22 protein-coding genes are annotated in these 21,292 nt (G+C 67.1%); 12 read left to right on the forward strand and 10 right to left on the reverse strand.

Going from position 1 to position 21,292, the window contains the following annotated elements; genetic code table 11:
- Positions 1 to 88: 88 nt before the first annotated feature.
- The 3 genes from ON22_RS04725 to ON22_RS04735 all read right to left on the reverse strand — a co-directional run bounded on the left by ON22_RS04725 (position 89) and on the right by ON22_RS04735 (position 4,100).
- Positions 89 to 1,033, reverse strand: coding sequence for a patatin-like phospholipase family protein (locus tag ON22_RS04725; RefSeq protein ID WP_033244663.1), 945 nt, complete (start codon positions 1,031 to 1,033; stop codon positions 89 to 91).
- A gap of 144 nt (positions 1,034 to 1,177) precedes the next feature.
- Complete coding sequence (locus ON22_RS04730; protein ID WP_033244365.1) at positions 1,178 to 2,965, reverse strand: acetyl/propionyl/methylcrotonyl-CoA carboxylase subunit alpha; 1,788 nt, start codon at positions 2,963 to 2,965, stop codon at positions 1,178 to 1,180.
- Positions 2,966 to 3,239: 274 nt separating this feature from the next.
- Complete coding sequence (locus tag ON22_RS04735) at positions 3,240 to 4,100, reverse strand: sulfurtransferase (RefSeq protein ID WP_033244366.1); 861 nt, start codon at positions 4,098 to 4,100, stop codon at positions 3,240 to 3,242.
- A gap of 168 nt (positions 4,101 to 4,268) precedes the next feature.
- Here ON22_RS04735 and ON22_RS38365 point away from each other — a divergent pair, with 168 nt between their 5' ends.
- Positions 4,269 to 5,237, forward strand: a complete 969-nt coding sequence (locus ON22_RS38365) for a helix-turn-helix transcriptional regulator (protein ID WP_231508580.1) — start codon at positions 4,269 to 4,271, stop codon at positions 5,235 to 5,237.
- On the opposite strand, the gene ON22_RS04745 is transcribed toward ON22_RS38365, so the two are convergent.
- The 3 genes from ON22_RS04745 to ON22_RS04755 all read right to left on the reverse strand — a co-directional run bounded on the left by ON22_RS04745 (position 5,163) and on the right by ON22_RS04755 (position 7,916).
- The gene (locus ON22_RS04745) at positions 5,163 to 5,810 is read right to left on the reverse strand and encodes a Maf family protein (protein WP_033244665.1); all 648 of its coding nucleotides are present in this window, start codon (positions 5,808 to 5,810) and stop codon (positions 5,163 to 5,165) included. The two genes, ON22_RS38365 and ON22_RS04745, sit on opposite strands and share 75 nt — an antisense overlap.
- Before the next feature lie 25 nt (positions 5,811 to 5,835).
- Positions 5,836 to 6,162, reverse strand: coding sequence for an acyl-CoA carboxylase subunit epsilon (locus ON22_RS04750; protein ID WP_033244367.1), 327 nt, complete (start codon positions 6,160 to 6,162; stop codon positions 5,836 to 5,838).
- A 113-nt stretch (positions 6,163 to 6,275) separates the two neighbouring features.
- Positions 6,276 to 7,916: an acyl-CoA carboxylase subunit beta gene (locus ON22_RS04755; protein WP_033244368.1), complete on the reverse strand. Its 1,641-nt coding sequence runs from the start codon at positions 7,914 to 7,916 to the stop codon at positions 6,276 to 6,278.
- An 830-nt stretch (positions 7,917 to 8,746) separates the two neighbouring features.
- Between ON22_RS04755 and ON22_RS04765 the strand changes: the two genes are divergently transcribed.
- The 4 genes from ON22_RS04765 to ON22_RS04780 all read left to right on the forward strand — a co-directional run bounded on the left by ON22_RS04765 (position 8,747) and on the right by ON22_RS04780 (position 12,152).
- Positions 8,747 to 9,544: a biotin--[acetyl-CoA-carboxylase] ligase gene (locus tag ON22_RS04765; protein ID WP_033244370.1), complete on the forward strand. Its 798-nt coding sequence runs from the start codon at positions 8,747 to 8,749 to the stop codon at positions 9,542 to 9,544.
- Positions 9,545 to 9,609: 65 nt separating this feature from the next.
- Complete coding sequence (locus tag ON22_RS04770; RefSeq protein ID WP_033244371.1) at positions 9,610 to 10,122, forward strand: PH domain-containing protein; 513 nt, start codon at positions 9,610 to 9,612, stop codon at positions 10,120 to 10,122.
- A gap of 40 nt (positions 10,123 to 10,162) precedes the next feature.
- On the forward strand, positions 10,163 to 10,840 hold the full coding sequence (locus ON22_RS04775; RefSeq protein WP_033244372.1) for a response regulator transcription factor: 678 nt from the start codon (positions 10,163 to 10,165) through the stop codon (positions 10,838 to 10,840).
- Position 10,841: 1 nt separating this feature from the next.
- Entirely contained in the window at positions 10,842 to 12,152 is a 1,311-nt protein-coding gene (locus ON22_RS04780) for a sensor histidine kinase (protein ID WP_033244373.1), read from the forward strand.
- 18 nt (positions 12,153 to 12,170) lie between these two features.
- On the opposite strand, the gene ON22_RS04785 is transcribed toward ON22_RS04780, so the two are convergent.
- Positions 12,171 to 12,722 (reverse strand): GtrA family protein, encoded by a 552-nt coding sequence (locus ON22_RS04785; protein WP_033244374.1) that lies wholly within the window; start codon positions 12,720 to 12,722, stop codon positions 12,171 to 12,173.
- 87 nt (positions 12,723 to 12,809) lie between these two features.
- Between ON22_RS04785 and ON22_RS04790 the strand changes: the two genes are divergently transcribed.
- From ON22_RS04790 to ON22_RS04805, 4 genes are all read left to right on the forward strand, one after another.
- Positions 12,810 to 13,982 carry a 5-(carboxyamino)imidazole ribonucleotide synthase gene (locus ON22_RS04790; RefSeq protein WP_081595329.1) on the forward strand — a complete coding sequence of 391 codons (1,173 nt, stop codon included), beginning with the start codon at positions 12,810 to 12,812 and terminating at the stop codon, positions 13,980 to 13,982.
- A gap of 46 nt (positions 13,983 to 14,028) precedes the next feature.
- The gene (gene purE / locus ON22_RS04795) at positions 14,029 to 14,502 is read left to right on the forward strand and encodes a 5-(carboxyamino)imidazole ribonucleotide mutase (RefSeq protein ID WP_033244666.1); all 474 of its coding nucleotides are present in this window, start codon (positions 14,029 to 14,031) and stop codon (positions 14,500 to 14,502) included.
- A gap of 58 nt (positions 14,503 to 14,560) precedes the next feature.
- Positions 14,561 to 15,265, forward strand: coding sequence for a TetR family transcriptional regulator (locus ON22_RS04800; RefSeq protein WP_033244376.1), 705 nt, complete (start codon positions 14,561 to 14,563; stop codon positions 15,263 to 15,265).
- 114 nt (positions 15,266 to 15,379) lie between these two features.
- Complete coding sequence (locus ON22_RS04805) at positions 15,380 to 16,540, forward strand: acyl-CoA dehydrogenase (protein WP_033244377.1); 1,161 nt, start codon at positions 15,380 to 15,382, stop codon at positions 16,538 to 16,540.
- Between the two features lie 115 nt (positions 16,541 to 16,655).
- Here ON22_RS04805 and ON22_RS04810 read toward each other — a convergent pair whose 3' ends face one another.
- Entirely contained in the window at positions 16,656 to 17,246 is a 591-nt protein-coding gene (locus ON22_RS04810) for a TetR/AcrR family transcriptional regulator (protein ID WP_033244378.1), read from the reverse strand.
- Between the two features lie 90 nt (positions 17,247 to 17,336).
- Between ON22_RS04810 and ON22_RS04815 the strand changes: the two genes are divergently transcribed.
- Entirely contained in the window at positions 17,337 to 17,741 is a 405-nt protein-coding gene (locus ON22_RS04815) for a VOC family protein (protein WP_033244379.1), read from the forward strand.
- Positions 17,742 to 17,902: 161 nt separating this feature from the next.
- On the opposite strand, the gene ON22_RS04820 is transcribed toward ON22_RS04815, so the two are convergent.
- Positions 17,903 to 18,976 (reverse strand): oxidoreductase, encoded by a 1,074-nt coding sequence (locus ON22_RS04820; protein ID WP_033244380.1) that lies wholly within the window; start codon positions 18,974 to 18,976, stop codon positions 17,903 to 17,905.
- 86 nt (positions 18,977 to 19,062) lie between these two features.
- Here ON22_RS04820 and ON22_RS04825 point away from each other — a divergent pair, with 86 nt between their 5' ends.
- Positions 19,063 to 19,449: a MerR family transcriptional regulator gene (locus ON22_RS04825; protein WP_306306582.1), complete on the forward strand. Its 387-nt coding sequence runs from the start codon at positions 19,063 to 19,065 to the stop codon at positions 19,447 to 19,449.
- 103 nt (positions 19,450 to 19,552) lie between these two features.
- Here the strand turns inward: ON22_RS04825 and ON22_RS04830 are convergent, their stop codons facing one another.
- The gene (locus ON22_RS04830; RefSeq protein ID WP_156052305.1) at positions 19,553 to 20,020 is read right to left on the reverse strand and encodes a hypothetical protein; all 468 of its coding nucleotides are present in this window, start codon (positions 20,018 to 20,020) and stop codon (positions 19,553 to 19,555) included.
- Positions 20,021 to 20,462: 442 nt separating this feature from the next.
- Here ON22_RS04830 and ON22_RS04835 point away from each other — a divergent pair, with 442 nt between their 5' ends.
- Positions 20,463 to 21,281: a sigma factor-like helix-turn-helix DNA-binding protein gene (locus ON22_RS04835; RefSeq protein WP_033244382.1), complete on the forward strand. Its 819-nt coding sequence runs from the start codon at positions 20,463 to 20,465 to the stop codon at positions 21,279 to 21,281.
- Positions 21,282 to 21,292: the final 11 nt, after the last annotated feature.

Genomic DNA, 21,292 nt, shown 5'->3' on the forward strand with positions numbered 1-21,292 from the left:
TGTCGGGGCCTCCGGCAGCACCACGGCCATGGCGCGTGGTCCGGACGATCGCCCGGACCGCATCGGCGCCTGCCGGATACGGTGGTCGTCAGCTGGGCTCGGCGGCGAGGGGGCTCAGAGCAGCGAAGAAGTCGGCGACGGCGCGGCGGCCGATCTCCATTCCGCGGGCGAGCACTCCCGGGTCGGTTTCGACGCTGCTGATATCCGGTGACCCGGCGGGCGGGTGGATCTGATGCGCCGCGGTGCCCATGCCCGCGATGACCCCGTCTTCGAGCGCCTGCTGGCCGGGACGTTGTTTCCAGGCCCGGTAGGCGCCGGGCGCGATGAACCGCATATAGGTGCCGCCGACGAGGTCGTGCAGCCGCGGCGGGGGTGGGCGGTGTTCGTCGGCGCGGCGGGTCCGCAGAATCAACGCGTGGGTCGCCCCGGCCTTCAAGGCACTGCGCAGCGGAACGGTTTCCGAGAGCCCGCCGTCGAAGTATCGGTGTCCGCCCAGCGCGACCGGGGGACCCGCCAGCAGCGGCAGACCCGAGGATGCGCGTAGCGCCGTCTTCAACGTCGTCTTGTCGACGATGTAGGGGTGCAGATCCACCGGCAGCCCCGTCTGGATATCGGTGGCGATGGGATGGAAGGTGGTCTCGTTCGCCAGGATCGCCGGGAAATCCATCGGATGCAGGCCGTCGTAGACCTTGTGCACGAGATAGTTCAGGTCGAAGGCGGGCCGGCCCCGCAGCATCCGCGCCGGGTCGATCGCCCGGCGCATGATCGCGGCGTCGGTCCAGGCCTGCAACCCGCGACCCGCTCGCCCGCACAGCAGCCAGGCCGCGTTGATGGCGCCCGCCGAAGTGCCGTAGACGGCATCGAATATCCGGGCGAGCCCGAGATCCTCCAGGGCGTGCACCATCCCGCTGGAGTACACGCCGCGGCTGCCGCCGCCCTCGACCACGAGCACCAGCCGATGGCCGTCGGATCGGCTCGAGGATGCGAAACGGCCGCGGATCACCTCCGCGACCGTCGGTAATGCTGCGCTCACCAGGTCACCATACGCCGGAGCGGGTGCGTGATCTCGACCACGCACCCGCTCCGCGACACTGTGCATCCAGTGTTGGCCCGGCTGTCGGCGTACCGTCGCTCACCCGTTCGCGGTGAACCCGCGGGGGCGACGACGGCGTCCGGCCTACTTGATCTCGGCGAGCACCGTGCCCTGGGTGATCGCGGCGCCGGCCGCCACATTCAGGCCGGTGACCACACCGGCCTTGTGCGCGTTCACCGGATTCTCCATCTTCATGGCCTCGAGTACCGCGATCAGATCGCCGGCCTCGACCGACTGCCCTTCCTCGACGGCGACCTTCACGACGGTGCCCTGCATCGGCGCGGTGACCGCGTCACCGGAGGCGGCACCGCCGCCCGCGCCGCCACGCTTACGCGGCTTCGGCTTCTTACGTACCGCACCGCCGGCCGCGGGGGCACCCGAACCGATCGAGAACTGGCCCGGCAGCGAGACCTCGACGCGGCGGCCGCCGACCTCGACCACGACCTTCTGCCGCGGTTCGTCGTCCTCGTCGGCGGGGGCGCCGCCGGTGAACGGCTCGACGGTGTTCTTCCACTCCGTCTCGATCCACTTGGTGTAGACGTCGAACGATTCGCCATTGCCGACGAAGGCGGGATCCTCCACGATCGCCCGGTGGAACGGGATCACCGTGGCCAGGCCCTCCACATGGAATTCGGCCAGTGCGCGCCGCGCCCGCTCCAGCGCCTGGGTCCGGTTCTCACCGGTGACGACGAGCTTGGCCAGCATGGAATCGAACTGGCCGCCGATCACGCTGCCGGCCACCACGCCGGAGTCCACGCGCACACCCGGGCCGGTCGGCTCGGAGTACGCGGTGACGGGGCCGGGGGCGGGCAGGAAGCCGCGGCCCGCGTCCTCGCCGTTGATCCGGAATTCGAAGGAGTGCCCGCGCGGGGCCGGATCCTCGGTGAGTTCCAGCTTCTCGCCGTTGGCGATCCGGAACTGCTGGCGGACCAGGTCCAGGCCGGAGGTCTCCTCGGTGACCGGGTGCTCGACCTGCAGGCGGGTGTTCACCTCGAGGAACGAGACGGTATCGCCCTGCACCAGGTATTCGACGGTGCCGGCGCCGTAGTAACCGGCTTCCTTGCAGATCCGCTTGGCGGAGGCGTGGATCTCGGCGCGCACCTCATCGCTCAGGAACGGGGCGGGGGCCTCTTCGACCAGCTTCTGGAAGCGGCGCTGCAGCGAGCAGTCGCGGGTACCGGCGACGATCACATTGCCGTGCTTATCGGCGATCACCTGCGCCTCGACGTGGCGGGCCTTGTCCAGGTACTGCTCGACGAAGCATTCCCCGCGGCCGAACGCAGCGACCGCTTCACGGGTGGCCGATTCGAACAGTTCGGGAATCTCCTCGATGGTGTGCGCGACCTTCATACCGCGACCGCCACCACCGAACGCGGCCTTGATCGCGACCGGTACGCCGTACTTCTTCGCGAACTCCACGACCTCGGTCGCATCCTTGACCGGATCCTTGGTGCCCGCCGCCATCGGCGCCTTCGCGCGCTCGGCGATATGCCGGGCGGTGACCTTGTCGCCGAGGTCGCGGATGGACTGCGGGGAAGGCCCGATCCAGATCAGCCCGGCGTCGAGGACGGCCTGGGCGAAGTCGGCATTCTCGGAGAGGAAGCCGTAACCGGGGTGGATGGCATCCGCGCCGGACTTGGCCGCGGCATCGAGGATCTTGTCGAAGACCAGATACGACTCGGCCGAGGTCTGCCCGCCCAGGGCGAACGCTTCGTCGGCGAGCTTGACGAAGGGCGCGTCGGCATCGGGTTCTGCGTAAACCGCGACACTGCCGAGACCGGCGTCCTTGGCCGCCCGGATAACGCGCACGGCAATCTCGCCTCGGTTAGCTACGAGTACCTTCGTGATCCGCGCGCTGGCATGGCTGGGCACTGAGCCTCCTGTTGCAATCTCTTTGGTCGCTGTGCGGGATGGGCCGCGCCTCGGCTCCGCTCCCGCGGATCGGGGTCCGCCGGTCCGCAAATCGGGTCGGATCGCTTCGTGGGCTCCGCTTCCGTGGGTTCGGATCCGCTACGCGGGCTCCGCGCCCGGTCGACATGTATGTCTCCGGGCGAGTGTAGGCAGTCTGCCAACAATGCGGGAACTCGGATAGCCCTACTGAGTAGTAGGGGGGTAGATCACAGTGCCCGCGGCGCGGGCGTTTCGACTACCCGGCACCGGTGGCGATGGGCATGCGTACCGAGTTGCCCCATTCGCTCCAGGAACCGTCGTAGTTACGGACCGGATCGCAGCCGAGGAGGTACTTCAGCACGAACCAGGTGTGGCTGGAGCGTTCGCCGACTCCGCTGTAGACGGTGAGTGGATCGGCGGTCGTGAGATGGCCGTAGACGGCATCGAGTTCGGTGCGCGACCGGAACCGGCCGTCGGGGCCCAGGGCGCTGGTCCAGGGGATGTTGACGGCGGTCGGTATATGTCCGCCGCGCAGGGGGCCGCCGGGGCCGGAGTCGCCGGAGAAACCCGCGTACTCCTGTGGTGAGCGGACGTCGACGAGGGCGGTGCCGAGCTGTTCGAGGACGTCCTCCCGGAATGCGCGCACGGTGTTGTCGTCGCGGTGGACCCGGGGATAGTGGCTGCGGGCAGGCTCGGGGGTTTCGAAGACGGTATCGCGGCCCTCGGCGATCCAGGCGTCGCGGCCGCCGTCGAGCAACCGGACATCGGCGTGGCCGAACATGGTGAAAACCCACAGCGCGTGCGCGGCGTGCGAGTTACCGTCGTTGCCGTACAGCACGATGGTGTCGTCGTGTTCGATGCCCTGGGACCACATGAGTTCGGTGAATCGCTCACCGTCGATATAGTCACGGGTCACGGGGTCGTCGAGATCGCTGCGCCAGTCGAGCTTGCCTGCGCCCGGAACATGGCCGATGCCGTAGAGGAGGACATCGGCATTACATTCGATGATCTTGAGACCGGGGGTGCCGAGGTTTGCCGACAACCATTGCGTGGTTACCAAACGGTGTGGGCAAGCATACGAGCCGAAGGCAGGATATGGGTCCGGGGCGACGGGCACGTTCAAGGATCCTTCACAGGAGGCGGGCAGTGCTGACGACAGGTTCGAGCCGCACTGTGGATAGTAAGTGTGACTTGACGTGAACTTGTTGCAGAGCACAAAGTCGGTGCAATGGGCGATTTAGTCGCATACGGCTCCGATAAAGTCTCCCCGAAGGAGGGGTGAGCTATGTCTGATTCTTGGCCGCGGCGGCGCCTGCTCGCGATCCTCCGCAGCGCGAGCGAACCCCTCGACGCCCAGCAACTGGCCCAGATCACCGGCCAGCATGTCACCACTGTGCGTTTCCACCTGGACATTCTCACCCGCGAGTCGCTGGTCCGGCAGTTCCAGCAGCCGCCCCGCGGGCGGGGCCGCCCGCGTATCGGCTACCGCGCTGTCCAGCGCAGTATCGGGTATCAGGACCTGGCCCAAGCGCTCGCCGATCAGCTCGGCCCCGATCCCGAACGCCAAGCGGCGGCCGGTATCGCCGCGGGCCGGGCCTGGGGCGGCAAACTCGAGACGTCCGGCGAACCGATCGAATCGGTGCAGGACGCGAAGGACCGGACCGTTTCGCTCATGTCGGAACTGGGTTTCGCCCCGGAACGCGATAGCGCGGCACGCGACGCCGAGGACACCGCGGTGGTCCGGCTGACGGCCTGCCCGTTGCGCGATCTGGCGCGTACGCACACCGATGTGGTGTGCGGTGTGCACCGCGGCCTGCTCGCGGAGCTGCTGGAGAGATCCGGCGCAGCCGGCACGGTGGACGCCGAACTCGTCCCGTTCGTGGCCGACGAGGTCTGTGAGGTGCGTTTGCGGCGGATCGAGCCGGCGGAGCCTCCCCCCGGCCAGGAACAGAACCCGGTTTCCGCATCGCCGCGAGGTCCGGCTGAATCGGGTGTGATCGACGCGGCCGCCGGTCAAGCAGCACGGGTGGCGAGAATGGCGGGGCAGGCGGTACGGCCGGCGAGTCAGCTGCCACCGGCTTCGGCGGCGCCGGGCACCGGCGTCCTACCGGCCTCGTCCGGCCCCCTCACGCCCGCGGCGCGACAGCAGGGCGGGCGGGTGTTTCGTACCGCGCCGGGTTCAGGGCCGCCCGTCGGCCCACAAACGTTCGATACCGACGCCCACTTCCTGCAGCAGTCGGCGCAACAGTGGTAACCCGATACCGACCACGCTGGACGGATCGCCGTCGATCCGGTCGACGAACCAGCCGCCCAGACCGTCCAGTGTGAACGCACCCGCCACCTGCAATGGTTCGCCGGTGGCGATATAGGCGTCCAGTTCGGCCGGATCCGGTTTTCCGAAGTGCACGGTGGTCGCGCTGCAGTCGAGGGCTTCGGCGGCCACCGAGCCGGAACGGAGCCGGAGTACGCAATGCCCGGTCAGCAGGTCGGCGTTGTTCCCGGCCATGGCCTGCCAGCGAGCCTGGGCCACCTCTGCCGTATGCGGTTTGCCCTGGAGTTCGCCGTCGATCAGCAGCATCGAATCGCAACCGACGACGACGAGATCCTCATCCGGACTGGACCCGTCCACGGCGAGAGTGGCGGCCACCGCTCGAGCTTTTGCCCGGGCCAATTCCACGACGATGTCGCGAGGGCCGGTTCCGGCGGGCAACGCCGCCGCTACGGCGTCCTCGTCCACGTCCGACACCCGGACGATCGGTTCGATACCGGCGGCACGTAGAACCGACCGGCGGGCCGGGGACGCGGAAGCGAGAACCAGGCGGGTCACGTCCGGCATTCTCCTGTTTTCGATATCAGAAACGCAGGTTCGACAGCTGCGGGTAGGAGTACGGCGAGAACGGCGAGCTACCGCGGTGCAGCATGGTCGGCCGGCCCCACAGATCCTGTGGCCCGTTGTCGGCGGGCGCCGCGGCCGCCGCGGCGGCGGTGAAAACACAGACCAGTGCGGCGATATCGGCGTCGCTGGGCGCGCCCTTTTCGATGACCAGCAACGGCTGCCGGCCGTCGGCCTCGGCAGCAGGGCTCGCATCGGCAACGCTTGCGGTATCGACCGCCAGATCCCCGGTGGCGAGGTCCAGTTCGGCTGCGGCCAATACTTCTTCTTCTGCCACAATCGTCACAGTGCCAGATCCTCTCTCTTGCCTCGATCGGGCGCGCGTAGTTTCGGCCCGATCACCTTCCACCGATCTTGTTTCCACCGATCAGTGTGCGGCTTATTGAGCGTATCGCTGGATCACAGCGGGATGTTGCCGTGTTTCTTCGGCGGAAGGGTCACCATCTTGCGCTCGAGCAGCCGCAGCGCGGACACGATCTGGCCGCGCGTATGCGACGGCGGGATCACGGCGTCCACGTAACCGCGTTCGGCGGCGACGTAGGGATTGACCAACGTGTCCTCGTACTCGTTCTGCAGCTCCAGGCGCAGTTTCTCCACGTCAGCGCCTTCTTTGGCAGCCTCGGCGAGCCGTTTGCGATAGACGAATCCGACCGCGCCGGAGGCACCCATCACCGCGATCTGCGCGGTGGGCCAGGCCAGGTTCACATCGGCACCCATATGCTTGGAACCCATGACGTCGTAGGCGCCGCCGTAGGCCTTACGGGTAATGATCGTGATTTTGCCCACAGTGGCCTCACCGTAGGCGTAGAGCAGCTTGGCGCCGCGCCGGATGATGCCGTTGTATTCCTGGTCGGTGCCGGGCAGGAAGCCGGGCACGTCCACCAGGGTGATGATCGGGACGTTGAAGGCGTCGCAGGTGCGTACGAAGCGGGCGGCCTTCTCCGAGGCGTCGATATCGAGGCAACCGGCGAACTGGGTGGGCTGGTTGGCGACGATGCCGACGCTGCGGCCGTCGACCCGGCCGAAGCCCACGATGATGTTCATGGCCCGCTCGGCCTGGATCTCCAGGAATTCGTCGTCGTCGAGCAGCCGGCGGATGACCTCGTGCATGTCATAGGGCTGGTTCGGCGAATCCGGGATCAGGGTGTCGAGTTCGAGGTCCTCTTCGGTGAGCGAATCCTCGATCGCGCCGGTGATCGGATCCGACGCCGGGAAGCGCGGGGCTTCGGCGCGGTTGTTGCTGGGCAGGTAGGACAGCAGATCCTTGACGTAGTCGAGGGCGTCCTGTTCGCCGGAGGCCACATAGTGCGCCGTTCCCGACTTGGCCATATGGGTGTGGGCGCCGCCCAGCTCCTCCATGGTGACCTCTTCACCGGTGACCGTCTTGATGACGTCGGGTCCGGTGATGAACATCTGGCTGGTCTGATCGACCATGACGACGAAGTCGGTGAGCGCGGGGGAGTACACGTGCCCACCCGCGGCGGCACCCAGGATCAGCGAGATCTGCGGGATCACGCCGGAGGCCTGGATATTGCGGTGGAAGATCTCGCCGTAGAGGCCGAGCGAGACGACGCCCTCCTGGATACGGGCGCCGGCGCCGTCGTTGATACCGATCAGCGGACGGCCGGTCTTGATCGCCAGGTCCATGACCTTCACGATCTTCTCGCCGTACACCTCGCCGAGGCTGCCGCCGAAGACGGTGGAGTCCTGGCTGAACAGGCATACCTCGCGGCCGTCGATGGTGCCGTAACCGGTCACCACGCCGTCGCCGAGCGGGCGCTGCTTGTCGAGACCGAAATTGACGCTGCGGTGCCGGGCCAGGGCATCGAGTTCGACGAAGGAACCCTCGTCGACCAGGGCGAGAATACGTTCCCGGGCGGTCAACTTGCCCTTGGCGTGGACCTTGTCGACTGCGGCTTCACCCATCGGATGCTGGGCCTCTTCCAGCCGATTCCGCAGGTCAGCCAGTTTGCCGGCGGTGGTGTGGATATCGGGCGCACCTGCCGAATCCGGCGTGGGCTGCTGCTGGACACTCGTCATGGCTCGGAGTGTAACCAGAGCGGTACCGCGCTGTTAACCCAGATCTCGCTACTCGCGAGTAGAGCGCGGTGATGAAAACCCCAGGTGGGTCGGTCGCCGCTGGTCGTTATGTGTACCGCAAATCGCCGCGAACAGTGGTGACGACACACGATGGACTTCCCCGCGATCACCGCATCCCGGACCGCCGCTCAGGACACCCGGGAGTGTGTGCGCTGACCGGTCTCAGCGGGAACGGCTCGGCGTCGACACCGGTGATCTCTCGGCCATCGCAGGTCCGCAGAGGGGAAATTAAATCGCTTTCCCGGCACCTACCCGAGGCAATACCCTTGTAACAGGCCGATTTTCGACCCCGAGGGGAGGTGGATCGTTATGTGGCACTGGACAACTCGCACCGGACAATACCCCGAAGCCGTGGCATTCACGCGGCGGGTGACCGAGCCGGAACCGACGTTCACCGAACAGGTTCCCGAACCCGAAACCGAACCAGAAGAAGCTGAACCCGAAGCGATTCGGCCCCCGGTATCCACCCGCGGCTTCGACCTCGCCCGATAACTCTCCCGCCCGGTCCACCCCACCACCACCTCACCTGTCCATGGGTGGGGCCCAACAGGGCCCCGCCCTCGAGCCGCGGAGCGGCTCCAAAATTACAGCCCGCCCTTTCACCGATGGTTCACCCCGACAGCAGGGTGACCAGGTCCCCGGCCTCGACCCCGGCACGTCTCAAAACAATCCCCGGCCCTTTCACCGAAGGTCCACCCCGAAAGCACGTCAACAAGTACCCGAACCCCGCGACTCCGGAGGCGGCGGCAGGACGCAGTACCCTGCCCCTGGTGGACAGGCCTCCGTTGGATACCGAACGTTTGCGGCACGCGCTCACCGAAACCCCGGAACTGAAGTTCTTCACCGGGATAGAGGTGGTCGAATCGACCGGCTCCACCAACGCGGATCTACTCGCGCGGGCCGAGGACCCGGAAGTCGATCGCGTGGTGTTGGTGGCAGAGGCTCAGGAGCAGGGCCGCGGCCGGCTCGCCCGGCCCTGGACCAGCCCTCCGCGCGCGCAGATCTCGCTTTCGCTGCTCGTCCGGACCGACGGGCTCGATCCCGAACTGCTCGGCTGGCTCCCGCTGCTCACCGGTATTGCGGTGGTCGATGCACTGCGCTCGGCGACCGGTGTACCGGCGGCGCTGAAATGGCCCAACGATGTCCTGATCGAGGGACGCAAGATCGCAGGCATTCTCACCGAGGCCGCTGCCGGCGGTCCGCGACCGGCCGTGGTGATGGGGGTCGGTCTCAATGTGAGCCTCGATGCCGACGAACTGCCTGTACCGCACGCGACTTCGCTCACCCTCTGCGATGTGCCCGATCCGGACCGCACGGCCCTGGTCCTGGCGCTGCTGACGGAATTCGCGAATCGCTATACCGCCTGGCACGACGCGGACTGGGATACCGGCGATCTCGCCGCCGCCTATCGGGAACGCTGTGCGACGCTCGGTACCCCGGTGCGCGCGGAACTTCCGGGCGGCGGGCTGCTCACCGGAATCGCCCGCGATATCGACTCTTCGGGCCGGTTGCTGATCGGTGAGGAAGCGGTCTCCGCCGGAGATATCACCCATCTGCGCCCGAGTTGACGCGGAGTGGCCTGAAAACCCGCGTCGCCGGAAGCGACCCGGGATTTCGGCGGTAATGTGCGGTCATGGGATATCCGGAGGATGCGCTGGCGCCCGACGAGGAGCTGATCCTGCACACCCACCCCCATTGGAAGATGCTGTTGTGGCCCGTCGCCACGCTCATCGTCGCTACGGCGCTGGCGGGTTTCCTGGGTGGTCTGGTGTCGCGGACCACCGAGTCGACGACGCGCTCGGTGCTGCTGCTGCTGATCCTGGCGATCTGGCTGGCAGTGCTGGCCTGGCGGAGTGTGGGGCCGATCCTGGACTGGCGTTCGACGCATTTCATCGTCACCGACCGCCGGGTACTGGTGCGCGAAGGCGTACTCACCCACAGCGGTCTCGATATTCCGATGAGCCGTATTTCCAGTGTCCAGTTCCGGCACGGTCTGGTGGACCGGATGTTCCGGACCGGCGAGTTGATCATCGGTTCGTCCTCGGAGGAACCGCTGGAATATTCCGATATACCGAATGTGGAACAGGTGCACGCACTGCTGTACCACCAGGTTTTCGAGGCCTCGCCGCGGCACGGCGGCTACTGAGTACGCAGTCCCGAGATCGGCGGACCGTAACCTTGTCCGCATGACCGCCGTATTGCTGGGCGAAGACGACGAGGCGATCGCCGCGCCACTGTCGCGGGCGCTGGGCCGCGAAGGATATTCGGTGACCGTGGAGAGTTTCGGTCCCGCGGTACTGGACCGGGCGCTGGAAGGCCACCATGATCTGCTGATTCTCGATCTCGGGCTACCGGGAATGGATGGGCTGGAGGTCTGCCGCCAGGTCCGCGCCCGCGGCGCCGAAATGGCGGTACTGATGCTCACCGCCCGCACCGACGAGGTCGATTTCGTCGTCGGCCTCGATGCCGGCGCCGACGATTACGTCGGTAAACCGTTCCGCCTGGCCGAACTGCTCGCCCGGGTGCGGGCCCTGTTACGGCGCAGTGGGATCGGCGACGACACCGTGGAGGTCGGCGGGATCCGGCTCGAACCGGCGGCTCGGCGGGTACTGGTCAACGGAGTGGAAATCGGGTTGGCGAACAAGGAGTACGAGCTGCTCAAGGTGCTGATCGACCGGGCCGGCCAGGTGGTGTCGCGCGAAACCATCCTGCGTGAGGTGTGGGGAGACGCCGAACTGCGGGGTTCCAAAACCCTGGATATGCATATGTCCTGGTTACGGCGCAAGATCGGGGACGAGGGCCCGATGGCGGAACGGCGGATCGTCACCGTGCGCGGTGTCGGCTTCCGGTTGAACACCGACTGACGTGCGGCGCCGGATCCTGCGGTCGATGCTGACCGTGCTGATGCTGACCACGGTGGTGCTCGGGATTCCGCTCACCTATACCGCCTGGCTGTGGGTCGAGGACATCACCCGCAACGATCTGCGCGGCCGGCTGGAACAGATCTCCACCGAGGTCATCGGTCAGGAACGCGGCACCGGTGTGGTGCGCGGCGGCCTGGATCTGCGCACCGTCGGGCCGCTGGTCCCGGAAGGCGGTCGGCTGACGATCGTGTATCCGTCGCCGGAGGACAAAGCTGCGAAGGTGGAGATAGGTGCGGTCGCCGTCGACGACCCGCTGGTGGAATCGCTGTCCATGGGCACCGATGGGTCACTGCGACTCGAAGTTCCCGCCACGCCGATGAAAGCCCGGCAGCGGCAGGCGGTGGCCGGAGTGGGGCTGGCGGTGGCGCTGTCCCTCGGTGCGGCGATCACCGTCGCCATCGTCACCGCGCGGCGGGTCGCCGACCCGATCCGCGATGTGGCCGCCCGGGCCGCCCGGCTCACCATGGGCGATTTCCGTGCGGACCCGCGCCGGCACGGTATCGAGGAGCTGGACCGTGTCTCCGATGTGCTGGATTCGGCCACCGTGGAGATCGCCGGCCGGTTACAACGCGAGCATGCGCTGGTGGCCGATGTATCGCATCAGCTGCGCAGCCGGCTCACCGCGGTGCGGTTGCGGCTCGACGAACTGTCCGCGCATTCCGATCCGGCGGTGGTGCACGAGGCCGACGAGGCAATGGCGCAGGTCGACCGGCTCACCGAGGCCATCGACGATCTGGTCCGGGCCTCCCGGCACGAGGATGCCACCGACCGCGATCCGGTTCCGGTGATGGACGAACTACGCGGCATCGTCGCCGAATGGACCCATCCGTTCCGGGAAGCGGGGCGCACGCTCTCGCTGGCCGGGGACGAATCACTGCGTGCCCCGATCACCGGTTCGCGGTTGCGGGAGGCGGTGACGGTATTGGTCGACAATGCGTTGATGCACGGCGGCGGGACCTGCATCGTCTCGGTGCGTACCGTCCGGCCGGGCCGGGATCGCGATCCACTGGTGTGCGTCCAGGTGGCCGACGAGGGAGACGGCGTCAGCGACGAACTGGCGCCGCATATCTTCGATCGCGGGTTCTCCGGTGCCGGGTCCACGGGCGTCGGGCTGGCGCTGGCGCGGGCGTTGATCGAGGCCGACGGGGGCCGGCTGGAGTTGCAGCGCCGCCGACCCGCGCTGTTCGCGGTATTCCTCGGTAAACCACTGGCGGCGCGGCCGGAGGGCCGGCGGGTCGGTGAACCTCGCTGAGGGCGTTCGGACCCGGGGTCAGCGGCCGAGCGGTCGCCGGTGGTGTTCCTCTTCCACGTAATCCTCGAGATCTTCCAGCATCTGATCGACCTCGTCCGGGAAGACCCAGCGCCGCATCGCCCAGAACCGGAACGCCATCTGCAACAGGTTGCCGATGATGTAGGCGCTGACGAAATCGGCGATGTTCTCCACCATGAAGCTGACCGTGGGCTGGTGCAGCTGGAAGGCGTAGCGGGAGATATAGAGGGGCAGCATACTGAGCACGACGCCCACGCCGCTGACCGCGAAGAACAGCAGCGCCTCGTGATGGCGCTCCCGCCCGCCGCGGTTCTTGAACGACCATTCGCGGTTGAGGATGTAGGAGGCGATCACCGCGATAACACCGGCGATGATCTTGGCCGTGACAGGCTTCTCCTCCAGAACCGTCCACTTCAGGGAGTAGAAGATCCCGCTGTCGATGACGAACGTGGTGGCGCCGACGATCGCGAACTTGATCAGCTCACGATTCCGGAACGCAATATCCTGCAGGGGCTGCGGAAGGACGCGGACCACGTCGTCGACGATTGACACAAGGCCAGAGCATACCGCTAGGCACTGTTCGCGCAGGACGTGACAGTATTTACCGACGTGAATGCTCGTAGATTCGATCCCGCGGCAATGCCGACCGTCACCATGGTCGGCGGCGGCCAGCTGGCGCGGATGACGCATCAGGCGGCCATCGCACTGGGGCAGCGGCTCCGGGTCCTCGCCGAGCGGCCCGACGATCCGGCCGCCCAGGTCAGCCCCGATGTCGTCCTGGGCAGCCATACCGATCTGGACGCCCTGCGCCGCGCCGCCACCGGTTCGCACGCGCTGACCTTCGACCACGAACACGTGCCCACCGAACATCTCGAGGCACTGGTCGCCGAGGGGGTCGCCGTGCTGCCGCCGCCGCAGGCGCTGCGCTACGCCCAGGACAAACTGGCCATGCGTACCGAGCTGTCCGCGCGCGGCCTGCCGGTCCCGCCGTTCACCGTGGTCGAGACCGAGGCCGACGCGATCCGCTTCGGTGACGAATACGGCTGGCCCGTCGTCCTCAAGGCGATCCGCGGCGGATACGACGGGCGCGGCGTGTGGATGCCCGCCGGCGCGGACGAGGCGGCGAAGATAGTCGCCGATCAACTCGGTGCCGGGGTATCGCTGATGGCCGAGGTCCGGGTCGCGCTGAAGCGGGAATTGTCGGCGATGGTGGCCCGCTCGCCGTACGGTCAGGCGGCCACCTGGCCCGTGGTGGAAACCGTGCAGCGCAACGGCCAATGCGCCGTGGTGATCGCGCCGGCCCCGGACCTTTCCGAGGAACTGGCGGCCGAGGCCGAGGAACTCGCGTTGCGGCTGGCCCGCGATCTCGGCGTGGTCGGGGCGATGGCGGTCGAACTGTTCGAGACCGAATCCGGGGAAATCCTGATCAACGAACTGGCCATGCGCCCGCACAACTCCGGGCACTGGGGCATGGACGGCGCCCGTACCGGACAGTTCGAACAGCATCTGCGCGCCGTACTGGACTACCCGCTCGGTGATACGAGCCCGCTGGCCCCGGTGACCGTGATGGCGAATATTCTCGGTGCGCCCGAGGCGCCGGAAATGTCGATGGATGAGCGGTTGCATCATCTGTTCGCCCGGATGCCCGACGCGAAGGTGCATCTGTACGGCAAGGGTGAACGCCCGGACCGCAAGATCGGGCATGTGAACGTGCTGGGCGACGAGGTGGCCGCGGTGCGGGAACGAGCCGAGCGTGCGGCGCACTGGATGTCGCACGCGGTATGGACCGACGGATGGGATCCGCATGAGTGACGTGGTGGCAGGCAGTATCCCGGGTTCTCCCGCGGTCGGGCTGATCATGGGCAGTGATTCGGACTGGCCCACGATGGAGGCCGCCGCCGAGGCGCTGGCTGAGTTCGGGATCCGGTTCGAGGTCGGCGTGGTCTCCGCGCACCGCACCCCGCAGCGCATGCTCGACTATGCGCGGGACGCCGCGGGGCGGGGACTGAAGGTCCTCATCGCGGGTGCCGGTGGTGCCGCCCATCTGCCCGGTATGGTGGCTGCGGCCACTCCGCTGCCGGTAATCGGTGTGCCGGTCCCGCTGAAGTACCTCGACGGTATGGATTCGCTGCTGTCGATCGTGCAGATGCCCGCCGGGGTTCCGGTGGCCACCGTCTCCATCGGCGGTGCCCGCAACGCCGGCCTGCTCGCCGCGCGCATTCTCGGCGCCGCCGACCCCGCGCTGCGGGAACGTATGGAACAGTTCCAGGCCGGCCTCGAGGCCATGGTCATGGAGAAAGACGAAGCGCTGCGCACGCGTCTGCTGGGCTGAGGCTGCCGTCGACCGATAACTCCGCGGATCTCGGGACGGCGCTCGATACGGTTGGCGTATGGAAAACGAGGAAACCGTCCGCCGGTCCGGCGGGGGCGAGTTGGTACGTTTCCGGCTCGGCGTGGTCGACGAGGCGCTACGGCTGTTCGCGGACCAGGGTTACGAGGCGACCTCGGTCGATGAGATCGCCGAGGCGGCCGGTATCTCACGGCGCACCTTCTTCCGCCAGTTCCGGTCCAAGGAGGACGTGATCTTCGCCGATCACGAAGCTCAACTGGCCGCGGCGCGGGAGTTCCTGCAGCAGGCGCAAGGAGACCCGTGGGAGGCGGTGTGTGAGGCGGTGGTGCAGGTTTTCGAGCGATTCACCCGCTGGCGCGATATCGCCGAGCGCCGCTACCACGTGGTGCGCCGGGTACCGGCGCTTCGTGACCGCGAGATCGTGACGGTGTTCCGCTACGAGCGGTTGTTCACCGATTATCTGCGGGAGCGCCTACCCGATTCCCCGGATCTGGCGCGGGTGCAGTTCACGGCCGCGGTGACCGCGACCCACAACTATCTGTTGCGCCGGATGGTCCGCGGGGAGTCGGCTGCCGGGCCCGCGGATCTGCGGGCCGAGCTCAGTACGATTCCGCGGGGTGACCGGCGCACGTCCGGCGAGGACGAACTCGTGCTCGCGGTGTTCCGGCGTGATCTGCCGGCCAGGCATGTGGCCGATCTGCTGCATCAGCGGCTCGGTGGTTTGGCGGAAACCGCGAGCGATTGACACTGAGTGCCATAGCTCGCCCGGGAAGTAGGGATTTGCAGGCGGTATAGTGGCGGAGGATCTGACACCGAGTGCCGACGAGTGGCACCGCACCGGCAAACAGGAGTGAACCCAATGGCGGGAAACCCGGATTTCGATCTGTTCAAGCTGGAGGATTTCCACGACGAGCTGCGGTCTGCCATCCGCGCCCTCTGTGAGAAGGAGATCGCTCCGTACGCCAAGGATGTCGACGGGCACGCACGCTTCCCCGAAGAGGCGCTGACGGCACTCAATGCCGCGGGCTTCAACGCCGTCCACGTCCCGGAGGCCTACGGCGGCCAGGGCGCCGATTCCGTGGCGACCTGCATCGTCATCGAGGAAGTCGCCCGGGTCTGCGGTTCGTCGTCGCTGATCCCGGCCGTGAACAAGCTCGGCACCATGGGCATGATCCTCAACGGTTCCGAGGAGCTCAAGCAGAAGGTGCTGCCGGATATCGTCAACGGCGAGATGGCCTCCTACGCCCTCTCCGAGCGGGAAGCCGGTTCGGACGCCGCCGGAATGCGCACCCGCGCCCGGCAGGAGGGTGACGACTGGATCCTCAACGGATCCAAATGCTGGATCACCAACGGCGGCAAATCGTCCTGGTACACGGTCATGGCCGTGACCGACCCGGACAAGGGTGCCAACGGTATCTCGGCGTTCCTGGTGCACAAGGACGACGAAGGTTTCGTGGTCGGCCCGCTCGAGCACAAACTCGGCATCAAGGGTTCCCCCACCGCCGAACTGTACTTCGAGAACTGCCGGATCCCCGGCGACCGCATCGTCGGCGAACCCGGCACCGGTTTCAAAACCGCCCTGCAGACCCTCGACCACACCCGTCCCACCATCGGCGCGCAGGCCGTCGGCCTGGCGCAGGGCGCCCTGGACGCGGCCCTGGCCTACACCAAGGACCGCAAGCAGTTCGGCACGGCGATCGCCGACTTCCAGAACACGCAGTTCATGCTCGCCGATATGGCCATGAAGATCGAAGCCGCACGCTTGATGGTCTACACCTCCGCCGCCCGCGCCGAACGCGGCGAGAAGAACCTGGGCTTCATCTCGGCGGCCGCCAAATGCTTCGCCTCGGATGTGGCGATGGAGGTCACCACCAACGCGGTCCAGCTGTTCGGCGGCGCCGGCTACACCACCGATTTCCCGGTGGAGCGGATGATGCGCGACGCGAAGATCACCCAGATCTATGAGGGCACCAACCAGATCCAGCGGGTCGTCATGTCCCGCGCCCTGCTCAAGGGATAGATCCAGAAAGTTCTGGCAAGGCCGGCGGCCGGGAATTGCTCCCCGGCCGCCGGTGGCGTTTCTGCGGCAGTTCGACGCCGGTGATGGTGCGGTGTCGGGCGGCCGGCCGGGGCGGTTACCGGACCGGGAGTGCGTCGAGGAGCCGGCGCAGCGCAGTGAGGGTGTCGGCGAGTGCTTCTGGTCCGGTGCCGGAGGCGAGCCACAGAGCTGCCTCGTTCATGGCCCCGGATAGTAGGTGGGTGAGCGGCTGGACGGGTTGCGGCGCGATGACGCCCTCGTCGATCAGCGACGTCAATGCGTCGGCGAGGTGTCGGGCGGAGGTGGCCTCGTCCATCGCGCGCCATTCCTGCCAGCCGAGTACGGCGGGGCCGTCGACCAACATGATCCGCTGGATCTCGGGGGTGGCGCAGGTGGTGAGGAATGCTTCGCATCCGGCGACGAGTTGATCCCACGGGGTGGGGCGGGCGTCCGCCGCGGCGGCGACCCGGTCGGCGACCTCGGACTGAACGTCGGCGAGGACTGCGCGGAACACCTCGGGTTTGCCCGCGAACTGGTGGTAGAGCGCCCCCTTGGTGACTCCGGCCGCAGTGACTATATCGGCGATGGTCACAGCGGCGTAGCCGTTGTCGGCGAAGAGCCGCCTGCCCTCCCGTAGCAGGGTGCGGCGTGTCTCTTCGCGTTGCTGGGCTCGTACTGAACCGGCCATCCCTGCCCTTCTTGTTGACATACCGCTGGTATGCGATCTAGCTTAGTTCGCATACCAGCGGTATGTGAAACGATTGGGCGTGGAGGAAATATGACACTCAGCAGCTGCTATCCCGTACTGGCCACGCCCCGGATCGCGGCGGCACGCGATTTCTACACGCGCTGGTTCGGATTCGAGGTCGTTTTCGAAGCGGACTGGTACGTCAGCCTGCGGCGCACCGAAGGTGAGCGTTTCTACGAACTCGCGCTGCTCGACCCGGAACACCCCACCCTCCCCGCCGGGTACCGCAAGCCGGTTCAGGGCCTGCTGCTGAACTTCGAGGTCGACGATGTCGATGCGGAGTGGGAGCGACTCGTGGTTCAGGGGGGACTGTCACCCGAACTCGAGATCCGTTCGGAGGATTTCGGTCAGCGGCACTTCATCCTGGCCGCCCCCGATGGGGTACTGGTGGATGTCATCACCGAAATACCGCCTGTCGGTGAGTACGCCGAGTAGTTCGGTCCGCAGACCTGACCGGCGGAGTTGCCGCGGTGCCCCGAGCCGGTGGCTCGGGGCACCTGCGTTTCGGTCGCCGGGCAGCTCCGGATTCTGCAGATATTTCGATGGGTTCGGCACATCCAGGGTCGATTCGTGCCCGCGGTCCGCGGAACTGTCCGTCAGGCTGTGTATCGGTATGCGGGGTAGGTGAGGTAGCCCGCGTCGCCGCCCTGGAAGTAGGTTTCCTCGTCGGCGGGGGCGAGGGGGAGCGCGTTGCGCAGCCGCTCGACGAGGTCGGGGTTGGCGAGGAACGCGCGGCCGAAACTGATCAGGTCGGCGCCCGCTTGGAGCCAGCGGTCGGCATCGGCTGGACCTGTGGGGTTCGGGTTCGAGGGGTGTACCGGGTTCATGATGAGCGTGCCCGGCCACGCCCGGCGGAGGTCGAGCAGTATTTCGTCGTCGATCGTGGCCTCCAGATGGATGTAGGCGAGGCCGAGCGGGGCCAGCTCGCTCAGTAGTGCGCGGTACAGCTCGGCCGTATCGGTTTCCTCGACGCCCCAGAGCCCGCCGCCCGGAGAGAGGCGGATACCGGTTCGTGCGCCGCCGACGGCCGCAACGGTTGCGGCGGCCGATTCGACGGCGAATCGGATGCGGTTCAGGATCGAACCGCCGTAGCGATCGGTACGCAGGTTGGCGTTCGACGAGAGGAATTGCGAGATCAGATAGCCGTTCGCGCCGTGCAATTCCACACCGTCGAATCCGGCCTCGACCGCGCGGCGGGCCGCTGCGGCATACGATTCGGCCTGCTCCGGAATTTCGGCGGTGTCCAGGGCGCGGGGGACCGGGGCGGGGAGCCGGCCGGACGGTGCGAAGACCTCGCCGACGGCCGGTACGGCCGAGGGGCCGACCGGCTGCATACCGGTGGTGTCGGGGTGGGAGACGCGTCCGCCGTGCATGATCTGCGCGAAGATCCGTCCGCCGTTGGTGTGGACGGCCGCGGTGACCGGACGCCATGAAGCGACCTGTTCGTCCGTGTACAGGCCCGGTGTTCCCGGATTGGATTGGCCGACCAGGTTGGGTTGCACCCCTTCGGTGACGATCAACCCGGCGGTCGCGCGCTGGGCGTAGTACGTGGCCATCGCGGCTGTTGCCAGACCGCCCGCGGCGGCGCGGACCCGGGACATCGGGGCCATCACCACGCGATTGGGCAGGGGCAGGTCGCCGAGCCGGTAGCTGTCGAAAAGTGTCGTCACTTCGGGGCTCCTTCGTGGTCTGTCGCGTCGCATCCAGGACGCGTGGGCTACCGTAAAACCTCACATCTATGTGAGAGGCAAGACGAGTGGTGCGAGTCACGCGGGAGGTCGAGATGCGGATCGGTGAGCTGGCGGCACGAACCGGGGTCAGTATCCGGTCGCTGCGCTACTACGAAGAGCAGGGGCTGCTGGTCAGTGCACGCAGCCCCAGTGGGCAGCGGCACTACACGCCCGACCATGTGGCGCGGGTCGAATTCATCCAGCGCATGTACGCCGCGGGCCTGTCCAGCCGCACTGTCGCCGAAGTCCTGCCGTGCGTCGAATCGCCGAGCGAGGAGACCTCCGATGCGGCGCTGGGGCGGCTGGTGCAGGAACGCGACCGCCTGTCGGCGCATATCGATGAGCTGATCCGGACGCGGGATGCGCTCGATGAGCTCATGATCGTGAACAGGGCGCATCGCGCGACCCTGTAGACCCGTGACACATCTTTGCGGCCTCATTGCGCCGCCTCACGCTGACTGGACGTGACGAGCGAAGCCCGCTTCGCTCGTCGTCCTTCCGGTGAGTCGTTCGGCTTCAGCCCGTCCGCGGATCGGAAACGAACAACGGTGGCGCGATGCCCACGGGCGCGATCCGGGTGCCCGACCACGGGCATCGGGTGTCGCTATCGCGGGGGTGGTCGCAGATGTGGTGATCGTGGACGGCGACGTGGGGTCCGGGACACAGGCCTGGGCAGGCGAGGGAAACCACTGGGCCGGTGAGGTGTTTGCGGGTGAACAGGCGTAGGTGGCGCAGTTTGATCCACGGGCCCCGCCCGCAGGCGCAGCGGGGGTGTTCGGTGACTTTCGTTCCGGCCCAGGGGCATTCGCCGGGTACGTTTCGCCAGTGGTCGGCTATCCGCCCGTCTTCGATGGTGGTGCCGTGCAGGCAATGAAGGGTTTCCGGACACCGGAAACGCCCGGGGCCGGCTGCCGGGCGCAGCATTCCGCGGTGAATCCAGGGTTCGTTTCCGCAGTGGCACACCGGTTCTTCCACGTATGTCATCGGTTGTCCTGTGCGGTCAGTGGGTGCTCGGATGGGGTGGGCAAGTAGGTGGCGCTGCTTGCCGTTTCGTGCGGTGACACCGTGTTGCCGGGAGTTGCGAGAGGTGGACCGGGTAGTGCGCGTAATTCGGCAGCGACGCGGGTCAGGATTGCCGCGTCGGTGCATTCGCCGAGCCGCCACAGTCGGAGTGTCTCCGCTGTGGCGCGGTGGGCAGGGGTTCTCGAGGGCAAGCGGGGACGATCATGGTTCATCGGGGGACCTCGTATGTTCATGGGTTCGCCGGAGCCCGCCTACCGCGAATCGGTGTGCGGGCGATCATGCCGTGATTTATGCTTCCTAAACCGGTGGATCAAAGTGGAGCCGCGGAACATTTAGGGGGGATAAACCGAGATGTTACGTCGACCCGCCGATGCGGTCAAGCCGGAATCTCTAGACTCAGGGCGTGGGTGGCACAAGCGAGTTCGAGCATGTCCGTTCCGAGCCCGATCCGATACAGCGCGGGCGGCGGGCGACCGAACTGATCACGCTCTACCAGCAGCGAGCCGCCGAACTGGCGCGCCTGCGCAAAGAGGCGATCGAAGAGGCCCACCGAAAAGGCCTGAACTACACCGAGATCGCGGAACTGCTCGGTATCACCAAAGGCCGGATCAGTCAGATCAAATCGGGTGCACCACCGGCCGAACGGGCCTTCTTCGGTGTCGGACCGGTGGCCATCGGGATTCCGCGGCGTGACGCAGAGGCGGACGATACTGCCGTCGACGCGAGCGACCGAGCGGCCCGGCAACTAGTCGAAAAAGTCTTGGCCCGCCTGTCTCTCGCCTCGTCACGATTCGAAATCGACCCCGACGCGGCGGACGTACCGGCCGGTGACACGGTGGTGATCTGCGACCCCGGCTCTGCTCCGGTGGCGCAGGAACTGCTCGCCGCCGACGAGGCGTTGAGCCTCGAAAAAGCCGACGGCGAATGGTGTCTCGTAGACAAGGCCACCGGCCGCCGGTACACCGCCCCGGCAACTGGGGACCCGGGAGCAGATATCGGTTTCCTCGGCCGCCGCGAGGAGGACGGCCGCGTTATCGTCCAGATCGCGGGCGTGACGAGCGCCGGATCGCACGGGGTCGCGCATTGGCTGGACGGCAATGTGTCCGAGCTCTACGAGCCGGCGGCGCGATCGGTGAGCGCGGTCGTCGAAAGCGATGTCGATGCCGATCTGGGGGTCACCGACAGCCGGGCGGTCGCGGGGCCGTACACCACCAGAGAGTGACGGGCGCTTCG

The sequence above is a fragment of the Nocardia carnea NBRC 14403 genome, assembly GCF_000308515.1.
Taxonomy (GTDB): domain Bacteria; phylum Actinomycetota; class Actinomycetes; order Mycobacteriales; family Mycobacteriaceae; genus Nocardia; species Nocardia carnea.

Coding starts and splice junctions, on each gene's coding strand:
- ON22_RS38365 (WP_231508580.1), top strand. CDS start 4,269: ATGTCTGATTCTTGGCCGCGGCGGCGCCTGCTCGCGATCCTCCGCAGC.
- ON22_RS04755 (WP_033244368.1), bottom strand. CDS start 7,916: ATGACGAGTGTCCAGCAGCAGCCCACGCCGGATTCGGCAGGTGCGCCC.
- ON22_RS04770 (WP_033244371.1), top strand. CDS start 9,610: ATGGGATATCCGGAGGATGCGCTGGCGCCCGACGAGGAGCTGATCCTG.
- ON22_RS04775 (WP_033244372.1), top strand. CDS start 10,163: ATGACCGCCGTATTGCTGGGCGAAGACGACGAGGCGATCGCCGCGCCA.
- ON22_RS04790 (WP_081595329.1), top strand. CDS start 12,810: ATGCCGACCGTCACCATGGTCGGCGGCGGCCAGCTGGCGCGGATGACG.
- purE (WP_033244666.1), top strand. CDS start 14,029: ATGGGCAGTGATTCGGACTGGCCCACGATGGAGGCCGCCGCCGAGGCG.
- ON22_RS04800 (WP_033244376.1), top strand. CDS start 14,561: ATGGAAAACGAGGAAACCGTCCGCCGGTCCGGCGGGGGCGAGTTGGTA.
- ON22_RS04805 (WP_033244377.1), top strand. CDS start 15,380: ATGGCGGGAAACCCGGATTTCGATCTGTTCAAGCTGGAGGATTTCCAC.
- ON22_RS04810 (WP_033244378.1), bottom strand. CDS start 17,246: ATGGCCGGTTCAGTACGAGCCCAGCAACGCGAAGAGACACGCCGCACC.
- ON22_RS04815 (WP_033244379.1), top strand. CDS start 17,337: ATGACACTCAGCAGCTGCTATCCCGTACTGGCCACGCCCCGGATCGCG.
- ON22_RS04830 (WP_156052305.1), bottom strand. CDS start 20,020: ATGACATACGTGGAAGAACCGGTGTGCCACTGCGGAAACGAACCCTGG.